At 40.5% G+C, this 15,724-nt stretch carries 13 protein-coding genes; 1 reads left to right on the top strand and 12 read right to left on the bottom strand.

Translation table 11 applies throughout. From position 1 onward, the window contains the following. Nucleotides 1–51: 51 nt before the first annotated feature. Nucleotides 52–1,137, top strand: a complete 1,086-nt coding sequence (locus QE450_RS23340; protein WP_307302476.1) for a hypothetical protein — start codon at nucleotides 52–54, stop codon at nucleotides 1,135–1,137. A gap of 153 nt (nucleotides 1,138–1,290) precedes the next feature. Here QE450_RS23340 and QE450_RS23335 read toward each other — a convergent pair whose 3' ends face one another. The 12 genes from QE450_RS23335 to QE450_RS23280 all read right to left on the bottom strand — a co-directional run bounded on the left by QE450_RS23335 (nucleotide 1,291) and on the right by QE450_RS23280 (nucleotide 15,437). Continuing rightward, nucleotides 1,291–2,325, bottom strand: coding sequence for a glycoside hydrolase family 88/105 protein (locus tag QE450_RS23335; RefSeq protein WP_273593132.1), 1,035 nt, complete (start codon nucleotides 2,323–2,325; stop codon nucleotides 1,291–1,293). A 91-nt stretch (nucleotides 2,326–2,416) separates the two neighbouring features. Then, complete coding sequence (locus QE450_RS23330; RefSeq protein WP_307302473.1) at nucleotides 2,417–3,697, bottom strand: rhamnogalacturonan acetylesterase; 1,281 nt, start codon at nucleotides 3,695–3,697, stop codon at nucleotides 2,417–2,419. A gap of 135 nt (nucleotides 3,698–3,832) precedes the next feature. After that, complete coding sequence (locus tag QE450_RS23325) at nucleotides 3,833–4,699, bottom strand: carbohydrate ABC transporter permease (RefSeq protein ID WP_307302805.1); 867 nt, start codon at nucleotides 4,697–4,699, stop codon at nucleotides 3,833–3,835. A 41-nt stretch (nucleotides 4,700–4,740) separates the two neighbouring features. Beyond that, a complete protein-coding gene (locus QE450_RS23320) occupies nucleotides 4,741–5,646 on the bottom strand; it encodes a carbohydrate ABC transporter permease (protein WP_204826615.1) in 906 nt (301 codons plus the stop codon). A gap of 115 nt (nucleotides 5,647–5,761) precedes the next feature. Continuing rightward, nucleotides 5,762–7,054 carry an ABC transporter substrate-binding protein gene (locus tag QE450_RS23315; RefSeq protein ID WP_273614794.1) on the bottom strand — a complete coding sequence of 431 codons (1,293 nt, stop codon included), beginning with the start codon at nucleotides 7,052–7,054 and terminating at the stop codon, nucleotides 5,762–5,764. Nucleotides 7,055–7,699: 645 nt separating this feature from the next. Beyond that, nucleotides 7,700–9,259: a response regulator transcription factor gene (locus QE450_RS23310; RefSeq protein ID WP_301263053.1), complete on the bottom strand. Its 1,560-nt coding sequence runs from the start codon at nucleotides 9,257–9,259 to the stop codon at nucleotides 7,700–7,702. Beyond that, nucleotides 9,252–11,015 carry a sensor histidine kinase gene (locus QE450_RS23305; protein ID WP_273614792.1) on the bottom strand — a complete coding sequence of 588 codons (1,764 nt, stop codon included), beginning with the start codon at nucleotides 11,013–11,015 and terminating at the stop codon, nucleotides 9,252–9,254. Before QE450_RS23305 ends, QE450_RS23310 begins: the two co-directional genes overlap by 8 nt. Nucleotides 11,016–11,291: 276 nt before the next feature. Then, nucleotides 11,292–12,563, bottom strand: a complete 1,272-nt coding sequence (locus tag QE450_RS23300) for an SGNH/GDSL hydrolase family protein (RefSeq protein ID WP_307302467.1) — start codon at nucleotides 12,561–12,563, stop codon at nucleotides 11,292–11,294. Nucleotides 12,564–12,690: 127 nt separating this feature from the next. Continuing rightward, complete coding sequence (locus QE450_RS23295; protein WP_301263056.1) at nucleotides 12,691–12,960, bottom strand: hypothetical protein; 270 nt, start codon at nucleotides 12,958–12,960, stop codon at nucleotides 12,691–12,693. A gap of 143 nt (nucleotides 12,961–13,103) precedes the next feature. After that, entirely contained in the window at nucleotides 13,104–13,976 is an 873-nt protein-coding gene (locus QE450_RS23290; protein ID WP_273614789.1) for an inositol monophosphatase family protein, read from the bottom strand. Nucleotides 13,977–14,023: 47 nt separating this feature from the next. Further along, entirely contained in the window at nucleotides 14,024–15,025 is a 1,002-nt protein-coding gene (gene uvsE, locus QE450_RS23285) for a UV DNA damage repair endonuclease UvsE (RefSeq protein WP_307302463.1), read from the bottom strand. A gap of 88 nt (nucleotides 15,026–15,113) precedes the next feature. Further along, a complete protein-coding gene (locus QE450_RS23280; RefSeq protein WP_274171040.1) occupies nucleotides 15,114–15,437 on the bottom strand; it encodes a hypothetical protein in 324 nt (107 codons plus the stop codon). Between the last annotated feature and the right edge of the window lie 287 nt (nucleotides 15,438–15,724).

Below are 15,724 nucleotides of genomic sequence, written 5' to 3'. Positions count from 1 at the left end.
TATATAGGTATGCTACATAAAATAAAGGATGTGCAGAAAGGATTACCTGTGATGAAAAAATGGATTCTAACGTTAACACTATTGCTATTATTACCTGTACAAGCATTTGCTGCTAATCCTACAGATGATCATTTGTCTTTTCCCGACGATTTTCGGATCGATACACAGATTGTGAATCTACCTCATGATCAAGCAGTTCTGGTAGATATAGCGAATAACCGCATAGAAATCGTGAATTTGAACACATCGATGCCTCTTTGGAACAATACGTATGATCGTATTTTCAGCTATAACGTATTGACCAGTTCTAACAAATTAGTATTAATTGTACAACATAAACAATCTCTACAAAAAATCACATTATCAACAGCTCAAGCAACATCAGGCAAAATTTTATCAACGGTTACGTTACCGGCACACTTGTATCAAGTCGTTTCGGGCAATGGTTCGCAGTTAGCATGGTCTGCTCCTACGTCCACTAGCAAAGAACAAATTGTTGTTCAGTCGAGCAAGCAGTTATCTGTCTATCAAGCACCTTGGAAACAAGCATCTCTGACTACAACGCCAACGATTCAGCAGACGTTTAACTATGAAAATGCTAATCCAACTCAAGTAAAAACATTCTCTCATTACGTAGTCGCTCAATATAATGGCGGTAGCTTGATGCAAACGCAAAATGTATTTTACATTTGGGATACTGCTCATCCTAACGTAAAAGCCAAAACGATTACAGTACCGTGGAATCTAAATGCTGATTTTCAATTACAATCGAATGAATTGATTGTCTATACGACCAATATTAAAGGAAATCCGTTAGGCGCTAATACAGACAAACCTTTCCCAATCTATGCTCGTTACAATCTAGCTACAGGTCAACCTGTCTATGAAATGATTCGTACGTTAGCTGATCGTGATGAAAAATGGACAACCGATTATAATAACAATCAAGTCTTTCTAATCGATAATAGTGAGCAAAAAAATTATCTGTATGATCGTAATGGTAAAGAAATCTGGCAAATGCCCCAAACATCTGAGAATACGGTATCCAAATTTATTAAATACGAGAATGGTCTACTCTATATGATCGTTGAGAATCTAGATCATCAGTTCTCGATTGTGAAGCAACCTTTGCTGTAGAATATAATAAGATTTAATGTAAATCAAAACACGCTGCTCTTTGAATAAGAACAGCGTGTTTTTTTATATCTTATTTGCTGAATTAAAATGTCCAGGAATAATACTATGCTATATTTTTTCAAAATAACGATCGATATGATCGCTTCATGATAATCAACCAAATACGTCTTCTTTGGTACGTACCAATTGAGCTAGAAAAGCTAAGCCCAGTCCTTGTCCCCATCCTTGAATACGTTTGGCAGGTACTTTGCGGTAGCCATCAATATCGTTCATGACGGCTGTACCTGCGGAAACGCCTGTTATAGTGCCATCTTCTTTGATCTTCGACAAAATGCCATCAATCGCTTTTTGCGTATATTTATTGTACAGTCTGCCTTGCAACAATAACGCTGTCGCGATACCCGCAGAACCGGATGTTTCCAGATAAGATGTCTCATCGGTAAGTACGGTATGCCATAATCCTTCTGGTGATTGCAGACGTACGAGAGCGCTTAATTGATCTCGCAAAGAACCATCAATAATCATATACGATGGATGTTGCACTGGAATAAACTTCAATGCTTTTGCCATGGTCAGTGCCGCCCATGAGTTGCCACGCGCCCAATACATGCCTGACATATGATGCTGATTCACATGATCCCAACCATGATAATACAGATTGGTATCGTTATCTTGTAAGAACTCTTCATGTCCATGATACTGCTTCAAGCCATCCTCGATATATTTCTCATTGCCTAACAAATGACCGATCCGTAGCAAATAATACCCTGCCATAAACATCGTATCTACCCATGCTTGCTGTGGAAATACATCGGTAAGTGAATTGACCGTATGCTGGAAAATGCCATCTGCAAAACGCTCTGCTTTGCTATCTAGAAATTCAGCCATTTCTTTTGCAATATCTAAATATTTTTCTTCGCCTGTTGCTTCATATAAAGTAAGCAGACAATGACCGATCGATACCCCGTTGACCGATAACTGTGGTAATCCTTCTTCAATCTGCTCATCGATCCAAATTTTAAGTTTGTCTAGATATTCCTTTTTTCCTGTTGCTTCATAGGCTTCGCAGATTCCGTAAAAAGCAACTCCACCCGGCCAATCCCAGCGAAAATCCATATTAAATGTACGTTCAACCACACGATCAATCACATCACGGATATGCTGTTCATCAAATTGTAAAGCAGGCATAACTAATCATCCTTTCTGTATCACATATTAGATTGTCAGTAGATTCGAAATGTAATAATGACCACTCTATACAAAAGTAACGATATTAGCATTAGCGCAAATACATTACTAACGGTTGAATCGCCAACGCACGAATACTTTCAGCCACAAGCCCTGCCACTTGCATAGCACCTTGTTCTTGAAAATGAGTATTGTCTTCCATCCCATCGGGAAAATGTAGATACTCCCCCGGATAAAGCCAGACAAATAACGATTTACTTTGTTCTTCACCCAGTGACTCTAACAATACTTTGGTCTGCTGAGCGAGATCGATTAGTGGAACCTGTTGCTCTGTCGCTAATTCTTTTATTGCTACAATGTAGTCGCCATGAGTATCTGTAAGAACGCCATCTGCTCCAAAGTAACGCCGACTAACCGGAGTTATCAAAATTGGAGTTGCCCCTTTGGTACGAGCGACTTCGATATATTGCAATAAGTATTCTTTAAATGTAGTAAATGGCTGTGTACCGCGTGCCGGATCATTTTTTTCATCATTATGACCGAATTGAATACATAGAAAATCCCCTGCTTTGATCTGGTCTGCAATTATAGCCAGTCTACCTTCATCAATAAAACTTTTGGAACTGCGACCGGATACTGCATGATTATCGACACAGACATCGTGCTTGAATTTTGCAGGTAACATCTGCCCCCAACCCGCATAAGGAGCTCCGCCTTGCTTCTGATCAGTCACTGTTGAATCGCCAGCGATAAATAGTTTGAGTGCTTGCGGTACAGCTGTAATCTCTACCGCATTTAGACGTGGCGCTTTGCCGCTGATATGCAGTTGCAGTTGATGTTCAATCACCGGAACGGTAAATAGTTTATTTACAAATTGACCGGGCAATGTATCTACAGGCGGTAACATCAGCTTGCCAGCGCCACATTTAATGATCGTATGAGTAGCGGCTTGTTCATCTCCAACCGTAATCTGGATCTGATATGTACCGTTAGGCAGATCGGTTATAAATGAAGTGCCCAGTGGAATACAGAAGCTACTTAGCAAATGATTAGACGTCTCTGCGAATTGATCTCCACTTAGCATATCGCTTCGATCTCGTCCATATACTCTCTCAGGATGTGCAAATCCATAACTTGATCCAGTCTGCATATTTTCATATCGATCATCAGGAGACACAGATATATAACCGGGAGTAACTTCTCCCGGTCCAAAATCATATCGCAATGGTGATAATAACGGTTCATGTGCCGAGAGATCCGGTGCAGATGCATGAAGTGTAGATGAAGGATCACCTAATGCTGCCTTGGCATCGCCACCTTCGGTGATCCGCCATTGTTCTGTAGCCATCTCAGTAGCTGATTTGTGATTCATTGGCTTCACCATCCTTACATAGATCGCTTTCATGATTATCTATATGGTACATAACATCTATTTCGATAACTTCAATAATGAGCAACATAAAGTATTCAGCATAAAATATCTACCTAGCTATTGTTGATCCGTATCTTATCCTTTGATCCCGCTAGAACTGATCCCTTCGACAATATGTCTTTGGAAAGCAAAGAAGATCGCTACCACAGGCAATAGACTTACGATAGACATCGCGAACATCGCTCCCCAGTTAGAAGAAGATTCGCTATCCAAAAACATTTTCAATCCCATCGAGACCGTATATTTATCCGGTGAATTCAAGTAGAGTACCGGACCTAGTAGATCTTCCCAGCGCCAGTAAAAAGAGAAAATCGCTGCTGTCGCCAGAGAAGACTTGATCAATGGCAAAATAATCTGTATAAACAAACGGAATTTGCCACACCCATCAATCGTCGCCGCTTCATCCAGATCTTTCGGAATCGTACGGATAAACTGTACCATCAAGAAAATAAAGAATGGTGCACCGAAAAATTGCGGTACCACAATAGGAGCAATACTGTTTAACCATCCTAATTTAGTGAAAATAATATATTGCGGAACCAATACCACATCATGAGGTAGCATTAAGGTCACCATCATAATCGCAAACCAGAAGTTCCGACCTTTAAAATTCAAACGAGCAAATCCGAAAGCAATCACTGCCGAAGAAATAACTACTCCGACTGTCGATATCGCTACAATTACTAATGAATTCCACATATAATGTCCGAAAGAATAACCACCGACACCTTTCCAACCGGTAATATAGTTATCCCACATCCATTGAGCAGGCAATAATGTATTCGCTGTCGCAAAAATGGTACGGCTTTCTTTAAATGAACTAAGCAACATCCATGCAATAGGATACATCATCAAGATCGCCAGTAACCCGACAAAGATATGATAGACAGGCCATTTGATTTTGCGCCAGAACCACCCTTTTTGTGCGCGCGTACTGCTCATTACATTGTATTCAGGGATAGACGCTTTACGTTCAGCCATAATTAACGTCCTCCTTCTGATTCATAGAACACCCACATTTTAGATGTTTTGAATAATACAAATGTTAGAATACCGATAAAGATCAACATTACCCAAGCCATCGCGGCGGCATAACCCATATTGTTGAACATAAATGCCTGACGGAATAAGTAAAGCGAGTACAACATTGTTCCATCCAGAGGTCCACCTTCTCCTTTGGAGATAACATAGGCAGGTACAAATGTCATAAATGCACTAATCGTCTGCATAATCAGGTTAAATAAAATAACCGGACTGAGTAGCGGTAATGTAATATTCATAAATTTGCGTACAGGTGAAGCACCATCAACACTGGCGGCTTCATACATTTCAGGTGAAATATTTTTCAAGCCAGCAAGGAAAATCAACATCGATGAACCGAATTGCCATACCGATAACGTAATCAGCATACCCAGTGCAGCGGTAGCATTACCAAACCAATTGACAGGTGCTGCGCCGAAAGCCATTAAGAAATGGTTGACGATCCCTTGCTCACTAAAAATATTACGCCACATAATAGATACAGCTACACTACCACCAATAATGGATGGTAAATAATAAATTGTTCGATATGTACCCACCATCCGTGATGCTGTATTGAGCACCATCGCTACAAATAAAGCAAAAGCTAATCGTAAAGGAACACCTACAAAAACATAATAAATGGTCACTCTGACCGAGTTCCAATATTTCGGATCATTGGTAAACATTTTTTCAAAATTACCAAGTCCTATCCAGCGTGGCGAAGTAAACAAGTTATAGCTGGTAAACGAAAGATACAACGATATAAACATCGGGATCAAAGTAAAAGCCAGAAATCCAATAATAAAAGGGCTAATAAAAGCATAGCCTGTCAAATTGGTTTTTAAAGACTCATTACGTATAGCCATAAGCGTTCGCACCTCCTCAGATCGTTGAGATTTTGAAAGAAAATCGTGAACCGATTGGATATACATTCTCCAGCGATCGGTTCACGTTCTCTACATCTATCAGCTAACGAGTTCGTTACGGTTGATTGTTAGACAAGATCGCATTCGCATCTGCCCGGAACTTCGGTGCAACTTCAGCAGCAGTGGCTTGTCCAAAGTTAATTTGCTCTACATAATCGGTTAATGCTGCAATAATCTCAGCCGACCCTACAGGTGGTGGTGGGCTCATTGGGGAACTGATTGGCTCCATTTTAGCGACAAAATCAAATACTTGTTTCTCGGTTTCACTTAATTCTGGTGCTACAGCTTCTTTAACAGCCGCAGAAATTGGTACACCACGTTCGCCTTTGATCAATTTATTAGCATCTTGATTGTTGATCCAGAAGTCGATAAATTTAGCTGCTTCGTCTTTGGACTGCGAGCTTTTCGCTACAGCCCAGTACATACTTGGTTGCATATAAATTCCTTTTTCCATATCAGGGCCTACCATCGGAGCAAGCTCCATCGGACGATTGACGACACGTTGTAATGCTACGAATTGGTTCGACCATTGCCAGATCCCGATTCCTGTACCTTTTACAATATCGGATTCTTCTAGAATGCCTTTGGTCTGGTTCAATTTTTCCTGAGAAGGTACTGCGCCTTCTTTGATCAGTTCAGCTAACATGCCGAAAAATTCTGTAAATAGCGCATCATCTTCATATCCAAGTGCTGTTCCTTCAGCATTGTAAAGCGATTGACCTTTGGTACGTAAAAAGTAGTTAAAGAAAATATCTGCTGCCATCGAGCTATCAAAGTAGATTCCTTTGTCTTTCGCTTTAAGTGCGATTTCTTTGTATTGATCCCAAGTCCAGTTGTCTGGAATTTCGCTGATGCCTGCTTTTTTCAAAATCGCTGGATCGTATTGGAACCCTAATACGTTAACCCCTGTTGGCATACCGTATTGTACGCCACCTATTACACCTGTTTTAAGTACGTTTTCAGTCACATCATCGACTTTAATTTTGCTTCCTAAGTATGGGGTCAGGTCTTCCAATTGTCCGTTTTTAGCGTATTGGCTAATATAAGATACGTCCATTTGCATAATATCCGGTAATTGATTAGCAGCTGCTTGTGGAGCTAGCTTTTTCCAATAATCATCAAAAGAAGCATATTCGATATCAATATTTACACCGGGGTTTTGCTCTTTGTACATATCAATAATTTTCTGAGTATATTCATGTCGGGTATCTGATCCCCACCAAGCGATCCGAAGCGTTTTGCCGTCTGTACCTCCACTAGCATTACTACCTCCGCCACCTGAATTACCACAAGCTGTGATGAAAAGTAGGATTGTAACCATCAATACCAGTGCTGTCTTTTTTCTCATTATATTCTCCCCTTTCGTTAATCAAGCTGATGATTGCTGTTCATATTGCTCAAAATCAATAAGTAGAGTGTGATGATGCTCCTTTTTTGTTAACGCTTACATTTAAGTTGTACCTTCATTTTCGCAGATGGAAGATCACAATTGAATACACAAATCCGATGTGATCGTGTAAAAAACAGAGTAGTCTGAATTTCTGCTAAGACGGATATTTGTATGAACTTGGTTTGTTTTACGGTATCAAGGGGCTGTCGCTACGATCATCATCGTATTCTTGTCGTCGCTTGTTGTCATGAACTCCCTTGAATAACCGCTAAGCGGTAGGGATTTCATGACAAAGGCGATCGCTTCGCTCTTTCAGAATATGATGATGCTCTTCGCTTGTACGTTGAGGTACGCTAGATTTGATTTCAGTCAAAATAAAAAGCGACAATCAAAAGTCGCTTATTCTTTGTTCTTTGTTCTTTGTTGTTTGTTGTTTGTTGTTTGTTGTTTGTTGTTTGTTGAAGTGTACTATTATTCGTATCCATTCATTTACATCACAGCATAATAGTTAGACAAGTAAACTCCAAAAGATAAAACTTCATTACAAGTTATAGCTACAATAAGTTATATCTACAAAAAGTTTATTTTGTATTTGCTTTTGCTCTACTCTTCACTTTTCCGGTACTCGGTTGGGGTCATGCCTGTCCATTTTTTGAACACTTGGCTAAAGTATTGCGAGTTACCACCGAACCCGAACAGTTCAGCGAGTTCGAATACTTTGACATCACCGCTACGACGGATATGATCGGTGGAGCGTTCGATTCGATAACGATTGACATAATGGGAGAAATTATCTCCAGTCACTTTTTTGAAAATCTTACCGAGGTAGTCCGGGTTCATATACAGCATTTGATTAGCGACTCCGTTTAGCGATAATTCAGCACTGGTGTAATTTTGCTCGATGATCTGAATCATTTTATTGACGACAGAAGATTGGCGATTTACATTGCTCTTATAGTAACTCATCGTTAAGTAAGCAGCGGCTTCCTGTACAAACTCATGTAATCCAGTTAATGTATCTAGCATTGCCAGTTCTGCCATTCGACCTGTAAATAAAGAACGTTCTTCTGGCAAGCACAGACGGATCATCACTGCATATAATTGAAGCACATACGAGCGAGTCACTCCGATATCATGTCGCCATTCCGCTAATGTTACAAATAAACGATCAATTTCTGCGGTCACTTCTTCCATTTGTCCGGATTTAATTAACAATGTGAATGCTTCTTCATCCATTTCAAACGAAGTATTATCTTTCTGATCAGCTAATGCTAGATCCGACTTGGTAATAATACTGCCTTCCCCTACATAAAAGCGGTGATTCATACATTGCTGTGTATCCCGATACATTCGCCGTAACGAGATCATATAATCCGGTTCGCTTAAAGCAATCGTCACATCTAATTTGTAAAAGCCTGCAAACACTTGTTGTACATGTTCCAGATCACCAATCAGCTTGGTAATCGATTCAGGATCATCCAGTAAAAGCAGTAACTCATCTTGCATATGAATTGTTGTTCCCATCAATACACCATCTAGTAGATCATCAGCGATATTTTTGAGTGCAAATAAATGTTCATATTCATGCGATTCTTCAACACGCATCAAAGCCATTCGTACCGGGCGATCACGCAGATTCAGATGAAATAATTGCTCATAATAAGCAAGGTCACGCACCCCGTACATTTTATTAGCGATAAATTCTTTCAGAAATTGTTCTTTCACCTGTGGCAACATGCGGGTAAATTGCTCTTTCATACTGTTTACAAATTCATCACGCTCATGCTCAACCTCACGTTCGGATAACAATTCACTGATCGCTTCTTGAATCTGGCGTTCGTTACAAGGCTTCACCAAATAATGCTTCACCCCGTACTGCATCGCTCTACGAGCATAATCAAAATCTTTATAACCGGACAACATAATAAAGCGTACCTCTGGAAATGCAGCATGGGTTTTGGCGACCAGTCCAATTCCATCGAGTCCGGGCATAGAGATATCACTAATCACGATATCAGGGCAATTTTCTTGAATACGCTCATATGCTTCCAGTCCATTACGTGCGGTGCCGATCAATTCGGTTCCACTTTCATGCCAGTTCACGACCTGTGATATCCCTTCCAAGATCATCCGTTCATCATCGACTAACAATACTTTATACATCTTGCGCTTCCCCTCTCTCATAAGGAATACGAATATGAAAAGCAGTAATCACACCGGGCAAACTTTCGATCTCCATTCCATAATCCGAGCCAAATGTCAGCCGTATCCGTTCGGTTATATTGCTGAGTCCAATCCCTTCGCCACGCGTCTGTACTTGTCCACTATGTAGACGTTCTAGAAATTCAGCCGTCATTCCCGGTCCATCGTCTTCTACACTGATATAGAGCAGATCTTCTTCATGTCTCACTACAATACGAATATGGCACACGTTAACACTCGGCTCCAGCGCATAATGAATCGCATTTTCGATCAGCGGTTGTAGCGTTAATTTGGGAATTAGTGCATCTTTAAGATCGTCAGGAATATCGACTTCAAAATGCAAACGTTCTTCAAAGCGCATCTGCTGAATCGTGACATAGCTATAGACAATATCAAGTTCGCGTCCTAACGGAATCAATTTTTCGCTCATATTGACAGAGCTTCGTAATAAAAAGCCTAACGCTTCGACCATTTCAGAGATTTTGGATTGTTTGTTGACTTTCGCCATCCAGTTAATCGATTCTAGGGTGTTATAGAGAAAATGAGGATTAATCTGTGCTTGTAGCGCTTTGAGTTCAGTTTCGCGAATAATAAGTTGTTTGGCATAATTTTCATCAATCAATTCACTGATTCGCAGTAACATTCGGTTAAATGTGCGGTGCAGTAACCCTACTTCAGTCTGTGATCCTTCAAGCACAGGCCCGAGTGTTAATTCTTCCAGACGATCCAGATTGCCAGTCTCTACGGTTCTCATTTTCTGCAATAAGCGTTCCATCGGTCTTGTAATACTGCGCGATAATCGTGTGCCAAATGCCAGCCCTAGTAAAAAGATCGCAATAAATATAATCGTCACCAGACGCTTCATCCATGTTATTCGTTCAAACATCGGATCAAATGGCGTCATATGCAAGTATGTCCATCCGGTATATGGCGATTGAATACGAGCAGAGAAATAACCACCTTCCGGCAAATTCACTACACCATAAGGCTGATTGCGACTCAATTCTTGATTGATCTCAGTTTCGCTAAATGACACCTTTTCAGGATAAACAATCTGTTGATGATCTGCGATCACAAGTGTACTTCCAGCAGACTGATGCACCTGTTTATCGACAATCCGGTCTATCCGAATCCGAATAATCACTGTACCTAGATTTTTCAGCGTGAAGGTTGATCCGGTAAAAGCCTTGAATTGACGAACTGCTAACAAAGAAGACTTGCCCCCGACATACCACGAATTGGCTCCATCATTCTGATCTGCTAATGTGGTTAGATCGGTTCGCAATTCAGCCGGTATCCCTTCTCGATTGCCTGCTGACATTACCTCACCTTCTTTGTCGATCACCATCATCGAATAGACAAAAGGCTCCGAACCTGCAAAAGCGATCAACCGATTGGTTAGCTTTTTGCGTAATACATTTTTTTGATACACTGAATTGGTCTGTTCCAGCTCTGTTAAGTAGCGTTGCAATTGTTCGTCGGTAACTACTTTAAATGATAAATGTTCCATATCTTTCAGTTGATTTTCAATACCGACAGAAGACATATTCAGTAATTCAGATGTCTTTTCGTACATTTGACTATCATACGTTTCATACAGATTGCTTAATACCAATGCGTAAAAAGCAAAACTTCCTAACAACAATGCAGAGATCAGTAGCAACATTTTACGATGAATACCTAAATTATTGTAAGCGCTTTTAATTCTGGTAAACATAAGAATGGTTTCCACCTTTGCTACCCCGACGTATTTACATTTTTAATGATAACGTTTACATTTTTATTAATTAAATTCCAATTACTGTATGTTTATTATAGCGTGAATGCTCCAAAATTTCAGTATATGTTTATAAATAGGTTCACAAATCTATTGATAGTATTAGCAAAAAAAGACATCCTTTGAGATAGAATGTCTTTTTTTATTGCTATATTTTCTATTGTCACTTGGTCATTATCATCGTTAATCATTACTTATATTATCAATTCACTTCAATTATGATCTGATAAAAACAGCTTTCCAGCGGGCTACATATTGTACATCATAATCAAATGCTTGAGTGAGTACAGTTAAAGGTACATAGACTTTGCTTATTCCTTTAGTTGTTTGGACAAAAGCAGCATAATCGACAGACTGCGTAGCCCCATTTACTTTTATTTTTTTACTATTTACAGGAATACTGATTTTGTTTTTGCCACTTTGGATCGTAGCTGTTTGTGAAGTATTAGACCAATTTACTGTGGCACCTAGAGCTGTTGTTACATCTCGCAACGTTACATACGTTTTGCCATTTCGAATAATAGGCTTATATGTTGTTGCTAACGGTTGCCCATTCGTTACAATGGCAGGTGTTGCAGAAGAGCTAGATTGTCCTTTGACAAATGGACTCAGATAACCTTTGCTTCCCCAGATCGTCTGTATAAATGTACGTGATATCGCATCATATCCAGTCTGATTCGGATGGATATCTCCCTCAGCGATATGAGTCATCGCTAATTCTTTGCCCGGGAAGTCTTTGGAGATATGAGCTACACGTACATCATATCCTTTGGCTACATACGATTTCGCTGTTTGATCTACAATCTGGCTAAATTGATTTGCGACTGTATTAAGCCCTGCATATAATTTGGTACCTACTTGAACAGGCATAGGTTGATATTGATCTGCAACCACGATAGTTGCTTTGGGATTGAGTGATGTGACTTGCTTCATAATATTGTCGATATTGATTTTGTACTTTGTCCCTACTTGATCCAGATTAAGACTGGAAATGTCTTGGGGCAATTCATTTAAAGAACCCAGCGCATTCAAAAAATCATTGCCACCAATCGTGATCGTAATTAGATCTGCTTGCGCAATATCTTTTTTCGCTTGAACTGTATCTAACGTATAGACAGCTCCTGGCAAATTGCTTTGGATATCTTTAGTCGTGATCGCTGTTCCTGCGGTGACTGCACTTAGATAATTATCCAGCCCTGTACTTGTAAGTCCAAGTATACTGTGATTATCTGATTGTACGGTTGCGCGGAACAATCCTTGCTCTGCTACTCGTGGTGCAAAGCCATCGTAATGAGAAGCTTTTACACCTGGTTCATATCCTGCTGTAAGCGAATCTCCTAAAAAGACCATATGTGAAAAAGCTCGCTTGGGATCTGGAGTCTGACTTGTGGTTGCTGCATGTGCAGCTGAACTTCCTATACCTGCACTACTGACCAGAACAAGCATAATCGTGAGGAAATACAGTATGCCTTTAGAATTGCTTTTCATTCACTGCTTCACCCTTTCTCTGTATGTGTATCTCTATCTAATTTGTTGGCGTATGCACACCAAAAAAGCTGTTATCTATTTTCCCTGGAGGGTGATAGATAACAGCTCTGTACCCTGTATCCTATAATCAACGAGACTCTGTATCATCTGTTGACTCTGGGCGCTTGATTTTGTTCATATACTCATCATAACGTCCATCAATTTCTTTTGCCATTTTGCGATACTGCTTGGTTTCTTCAGCGATTGGATCAAGTGTCGTCTGAATCCGAATCTCATACTTCGAAGGGATCATCCGTCGCTCTCTTACTTCACGATCTTCTTCTTGCATCAGACCTTCTGTCAGACGCTCGGTCAATTCGCGTTCCAATTCTTCTGCTGATTTCTCAAATGAACTCATCGTGACTCACTCCTTTAACGATAATAATAGATTCGCCATAAGGACTTTATGCGTTATAGTATAACTTCTTTCTCTATCTTATGATTACCCAAAAAAGTAGAGATACTAATCGTAAGCTGAGCAATTGGTCGATGATCTATAGATTACTTTTGCGCAGGAATATGTTGTAAGCCTGCCTCATGTAATTCAGTCATTAATTCTTGATGAATATGACCGTTAGTTGCTAATACGTTACGTACAGCTAGATGATAATCTTCACCAGAAATATCGCCAATACGTCCACCGGATTCGGTTACTAACAGTGAACCTGCCGCCAGATCCCAAGCATTCAATCCAATTTCCCAATAAGCACTAAGCCGTCCTGCTGCTACATAAGCTAAATGTAGAGCTGCTGAACCTCCATTACGAATACTGCGTACTTTCGGTACAATCGCATTCAATCCACTCATATTCAGACGTAACGATTCACCACGATCTGCCGGGAATCCAGTAGCCACTAAGCTTTCACCCAGTGTAGCTTCTTGCGAGACTTTCATTAGATTACCGTGCACGTAAGCGCCTTTGCCTTTTTCGGCTACAAATAATTCATCATGAGAAGGATCATAGATCACACCAATAATCACTTCGCCTTTGTGTGCTAACGCAATCGAAACACAATAGTATGGGAAACCATGCACAAAGTTAGTCGTGCCATCGATTGGATCAACGATCCATACATATTCTGAATCTTTGACCGCATTGATCGCTTGAGCAGAAGCCGCCGCGCCTGCGCCTACACTTTCTTCGCCCAAAAATTCATCGTCCGGGCAATACGTTAAGATCAATTTGCGAATCATTTGTTCTGCGCCTTTATCGACTTCTGTTACCAAATCTTGTGAAGATACTTTGGTGTTCAACTGTTTATAATCGCCTAGTTTGCTTTTGATCCATTCTCCCGTTTTGGAAGCTGCATTAATAGCTACCGCTACTTTGCTTTTTCCGCTCACTACATAAGGTACTTTTTGTTGTTCTTCCATCATTTCATTCCCCCTGATTTCTGGAATTGACATCTACCTACATTATATCATGAGAACACTTCGATACTTCCACCGTCTATGATCCGTACTCCATCGTTTTCATACATTGTCAAGTCACGCATCAATTGAAATAATGCATGGTCTTTGTGCTTCGCTTCCAGCATCACATCCAGATGAGAAGAAGTACGTGCAGCTACTCTTAGAAAATCAAGTAAAGGGCCAGCTTCTACACCGTCAGCATGACTTCGGCGATCAGTTTCACTTTTTGGACTAGAGGCATGGATTTTGGGTGGTAAATGTACACCTTCAGGTACATCGGTGCGTGCTAATGGTGATTCCCATGTCTTGGCGACTTCTTCCCACCAGTCTGAAGCGGGTTCTCCATGACAATTCACCATATGATGATGGATATCTAGTACCATCGGTAATCCAGTCTGTTGAGCGACTGCAAGCGTCTCACCGGTAGTATACGTTTTGTCATCATTTTCAAGCGTAATCCGGCACTGAATCTCTGCACTCAAGCGACCAAAATGTTCTACAAAACGTGCAGCAGACGTAGGCTTATCCCCATACGCACCGCCGATATGAATATTATTCTTGGAACGAGCATCCAGCCCCATCGCTTTGAGCATATTTACATGATATTGCAGATCACGAATCGACGAGATCAGCACTTCCGGTCTTGGTGTACTGAGCACTGTATAATGATCCGGATGAAACGACACTCGTAGATCATGTTTACGCACATACTCGCCGATCTCTGCAAATGGTTCTGCTAACGCTTCAAACGGATTCCAATCGTGCAAATCAGTATGAGTCGCCAGCGGAATCAATTTGGATGAAAATCGGTACATCTGGATACCTTCTGCTACATTATGGCGTAATAAACGCAGTGTATTGTGTAAGTTGGTTGTTGCGATTTGTTCTAACAGACGCAATCCTGCGGCGCGATCTGGCAGTTTGCTAAATCTAGCCATAGTCATTGTTTTGGAAGGTGAAGAATCTGCGATTTCAAGTGACATCGCCACATAGCCGAATCGTACAATCATATATTTCAAGTGCCTCCTCTAGAGTAATATTCACTGGTGTATACAGAAGAAAAGCATTTGATGATGATAGGATTCTGTATGTGTATGATTAAACCGATTCTTGCTCTCCGAAAAACATTTCATGTGCAAGATCGGTCTGCACTCGTGCTTCTTCGTCTGTTAATTTGCGAACTAATTCCAATTCTACTGCGGTTACTTCCCGACCTTGAAAATTGATTTCAGCGATAGATGCTGTAATTTTCACGATTGCGATTGCTACATTTTTCGGTGTATAAGCGATAACTTTTTGTCCGGTTGGATAGACGCGAAATCCACTTTTGAGCATTTTGCCTTTGCCGTATTCTAAAAGTTCGAGCAGTTCTTGTTCGTTTTTGAATTTGCATACAGAGTTAAATTCGGTTTGAAATCCCATGGTCATTGCTCCTTTCGAGTAGGCGGTGGTTGAGGTGAGGTACGGACGCTTCGGGGATAGATGTTCTTCCCATTGCTGTTAAGATCGGATATCTGAATTAGACTGCAAGCAGTCGATATCCGAGTCTTAAATGCGATTTTCAGAACATTCTATCCCCTCCGCTAGAGGTACCTACACTTTTTCCACGCGGGTTTGTACATTAACACCTTGAACACCTTTAGCACATTGATGATTGAAATGCTTTAATGTTTTGTTGTTTAGTATTTATGGTGTAGAGATAGTAAGGC

The organism is Paenibacillus sp. SORGH_AS_0306 (assembly GCF_030819345.1).
Taxonomy (GTDB): Bacteria; Bacillota; Bacilli; order Paenibacillales; family Paenibacillaceae; genus Saccharibacillus; species Saccharibacillus kyungheensis.
The sequence above is the reverse complement of the archived record's forward strand: the minus strand, read 5'-3'. Positions and strand labels throughout refer to the sequence as shown.

Excerpts from the sequence above, each read along its gene's own strand:
- QE450_RS23340 (WP_307302476.1), top strand. The coding sequence starts at position 52 with ATGAAAAAATGGATTCTAACGTTAACACTATTGCTATTATTACCTGTA.
- QE450_RS23335 (WP_273593132.1), bottom strand. The coding sequence starts at position 2,325 with ATGCCTGCTTTACAATTTGATGAACAGCATATCCGTGATGTGATTGAT.
- QE450_RS23330 (WP_307302473.1), bottom strand. The coding sequence starts at position 3,697 with ATGAATCACAAATCAGCTACTGAGATGGCTACAGAACAATGGCGGATC.
- QE450_RS23325 (WP_307302805.1), bottom strand. The coding sequence starts at position 4,699 with ATGAGCAGTACGCGCGCACAAAAAGGGTGGTTCTGGCGCAAAATCAAA.
- QE450_RS23320 (WP_204826615.1), bottom strand. The coding sequence starts at position 5,646 with ATGGCTATACGTAATGAGTCTTTAAAAACCAATTTGACAGGCTATGCT.
- QE450_RS23315 (WP_273614794.1), bottom strand. The coding sequence starts at position 7,054 with ATGAGAAAAAAGACAGCACTGGTATTGATGGTTACAATCCTACTTTTC.
- QE450_RS23310 (WP_301263053.1), bottom strand. The coding sequence starts at position 9,259 with ATGTATAAAGTATTGTTAGTCGATGATGAACGGATGATCTTGGAAGGG.
- QE450_RS23305 (WP_273614792.1), bottom strand. The coding sequence starts at position 11,015 with ATGTTTACCAGAATTAAAAGCGCTTACAATAATTTAGGTATTCATCGT.
- QE450_RS23300 (WP_307302467.1), bottom strand. The coding sequence starts at position 12,563 with ATGAAAAGCAATTCTAAAGGCATACTGTATTTCCTCACGATTATGCTT.
- QE450_RS23295 (WP_301263056.1), bottom strand. The coding sequence starts at position 12,960 with ATGAGTTCATTTGAGAAATCAGCAGAAGAATTGGAACGCGAATTGACC.
- QE450_RS23290 (WP_273614789.1), bottom strand. The coding sequence starts at position 13,976 with ATGGAAGAACAACAAAAAGTACCTTATGTAGTGAGCGGAAAAAGCAAA.
- uvsE (WP_307302463.1), bottom strand. The coding sequence starts at position 15,025 with ATGATTGTACGATTCGGCTATGTGGCGATGTCACTTGAAATCGCAGAT.
- QE450_RS23280 (WP_274171040.1), bottom strand. The coding sequence starts at position 15,437 with ATGGGATTTCAAACCGAATTTAACTCTGTATGCAAATTCAAAAACGAA.